This is a genomic window from Bradyrhizobium sp. (genome assembly GCF_049581145.1).
Classification (GTDB): domain Bacteria; phylum Pseudomonadota; class Alphaproteobacteria; order Rhizobiales; family Xanthobacteraceae; genus Bradyrhizobium.
This window is the reverse complement of the sequence record NZ_JBAURI010001326.1, coordinates 1-2,378: the sequence shown is the minus strand read 5'-3', so window position 1 is coordinate 2,378 and position 2,378 is coordinate 1. Positions and strand designations below refer to the sequence as shown.

Annotated in this window: 2 protein-coding genes; both read right to left on the bottom strand. The window is 66.9% G+C overall.

The genetic code is table 11. The annotated features are described in order from the left end of the window. Nucleotides 1-155 precede the first annotated feature (155 nt). On the bottom strand, nt 156-860 hold the full coding sequence (locus WCB02_RS42275; RefSeq protein WP_423969050.1) for a response regulator transcription factor: 705 nt from the start codon (nt 858-860) through the stop codon (nt 156-158). Further along, nucleotides 857-2,272, bottom strand: coding sequence for a histidine kinase (locus tag WCB02_RS42270; RefSeq protein WP_423969048.1), 1,416 nt, complete (start codon nt 2,270-2,272; stop codon nt 857-859). Before WCB02_RS42270 ends, WCB02_RS42275 begins: the two co-directional genes overlap by 4 nt. Nucleotides 2,273-2,378: the final 106 nt, after the last annotated feature.

Below are 2,378 nucleotides of genomic sequence, written 5' to 3'. Positions count from 1 at the left end.
GCCATGCTCGTCATCAGGCTTACTCCAACGCACCAGGGCGCGAGACGGTTACTCAGCAACGAAGGCATCGGTCTCTCCCGATTCATCCACCCCGCGCGCGGCGGATTGCGCCTATCGGGCCGCGCCTCGCGCGGACCGATAGGCTCCAATCCGTCCTACGAAATGGTGTCAACACCAGCGCTGTCCGACGGCTCCGACGTGACCAGCAACCCCTGCCGCAGCGCTGTCAGCGCGAGCTCGATGTCGGAGCCGACGCCGAGCTTGCTCTTGATGAGATGGCGCGTATTGGCCACGGTCTTGGGGCTCAAGTGAAGCGTCGCGGCGATCTCGTCCGTGGTCTGTTCGGCGAGCAGCATGCGCAGGATTTCGAACTCCCTGGGCGTGAGCACGTCGACGGCGGATGGGCGGCTGGCGATGCGGCTTTGCGCCAGTTCGTGGTCCATGTCGGCGCTCAGCGCGATGCGGCCTTTCAGCACCTCGAACACGGCGGCGATCAGCGCCTCCGGGGGGCTGCTCTTGGTGACATAGCCCCTGGCGCCGGCCTTGATTGCCTGCACGGCGTAGGCCGCGCTCTGGTGCATCGTGAATACCAGCATCCGCGCGCCGCCGTCCCATTGCCGGATGCGCCTGATGGCTTCGATCCCGCCAAGGCCCGGCATCGTCAGATCCATGATGACGAGATCGGGCTTGACCTGCTTGAACAGCCGATAGGCCTCGGCGCCGTCGCCGGCTTCGGCAACCACCTGCAACTGCGATTGCTTCTGCAGCAGGGAGCGATATCCCTCGCGGACGACCGCGTGATCGTCCACCAGCATGATGCTCGTCCGATGCACGGCCATCGCGGAATCGGTGACGCTCATGTCGCCTCGTCCGTCATCTGCGGCGCCGGAATGATGGCGTGCAAGGTCAGGCCTGCCGGATGCCGCTGTTCGAAACGCAGCCTTCCGCCCAGGGCGGTGACCCGCTCGCGCATGCCCACCAGGCCCATGCCGGACAATCCCCTGCCCGCGCCGGCGGCAAGGTCGATGGCTTTCGCGTTGCCGTCGTCATCGACACAGAGCTCGATCTCCGGCGCCGGCTGATCCGGCGTGGAGGCGCGCATCCGAAGGTGCAGCGTGACGCAGGACGCTTCGGCGTGCCTCGCGGCATTGGTGATCGCTTCCTGCGCGATCCGGTAGAGATTGACGCCGAGCGCGGACGGCAGCTTGACGAAGCTGCCGGACAGCTCGATCTCGAACCGCGGCCGTCCCTGCATTCGGGCATTCCAGCCGGCAACCAGGCTCTCAAGGCTCGCGGCGAGGCCGAGCTCGTCGACGTCGGGCGGCCGCAGCCGCACCAGCGCCCCGCGCAGCATGTCCATCATCCGCGCCGCGATCTCGGCGATGGTCCGGCATTCCGGCAACAGCGCGGGATGGTCCTGCCCGGCGGTGTGCCCGGCGGAGGCCGCCACCGCGCTGATCGCGGCAAGACACTGGCCGAATTCGTCGTGCAGCTCGCGCGCCAGGTGCAACCGCTCCTGGTCCTGCAGCGCGATCAGGCGCCGGGTCAGTTCATTGCGCTCGCCGAGCGTCGTCTCCAGTTTTGCGGCAAGCGCATTGAACACGCTGCCGATCGCCGACAGCTCGGCCAGATCGAAATCCGGCAGACGGGTCGACAGATCGCCGGTCGAGAGCCGCTCGAGCCCGGCCACGATCGCGCGCGTCGGACGCAGCGCGCGCGCCAGTGCGGCATAGACGAGAAGGCAGAGCAGCGACAGCGTGACCGCCATCAGCGGCAGCCATTGCCCGACCTCGCGCCAGCCCTGGCCGATCAGCCGGGCGGGATCGAGGATCACGAGCGCCGTTCCCGTCGTGCCATCGGCGAGCCGGACCGGATGGGAGATGTCGGGGCGGGGCTCGAACAGGCTCGCATAGAGCACCGAGAACAACGCGGGCACATTGTCGTCGGCGGCTGACGTGCCATGGCACAGCCTTTGAACCAGTTCGCCGCGGCCCGATCGATAGGCGATGCAGAGGCCTGGTTCCAGGAGCGGCGAGGCAATCCGCTCCAGGTCCGGAAACGGATCGCTTGCCAGCCTCACCCAGTGCAGCTGGCTCTGCTGAAGCTCCAGATCCCGGGCAACCAGCGCGGCAATCGCATCCGCCTGCCTGTGCGCGGACCTGTCGCTCTCGACGAGGACATAGGCCGAGGTGGCGAGGAAGCAGAAGCCGGCGACCGCCACGACGCGCAGCGCCAGCCGAAGCTTGAGATCGATCACGCTCGAAATGCTCATGGCTGATTTCGTGATTTTGAGACTCGAATCATATCAGCTTCCTCCGAACCATCCTGAGGAGCATCGCGCGAGCGATGCGTCTCGAAGGATGGAAGCGGGCGACCGC

Bases quoted from the DNA above. Each gene is read 5' to 3' on its own strand.
- WCB02_RS42270 (WP_423969048.1), bottom strand. From the start codon at position 2,272: ATGAGCATTTCGAGCGTGATCGATCTCAAGCTTCGGCTGGCGCTGCGC.
- WCB02_RS42275 (WP_423969050.1), bottom strand. From the start codon at position 860: ATGAGCGTCACCGATTCCGCGATGGCCGTGCATCGGACGAGCATCATG.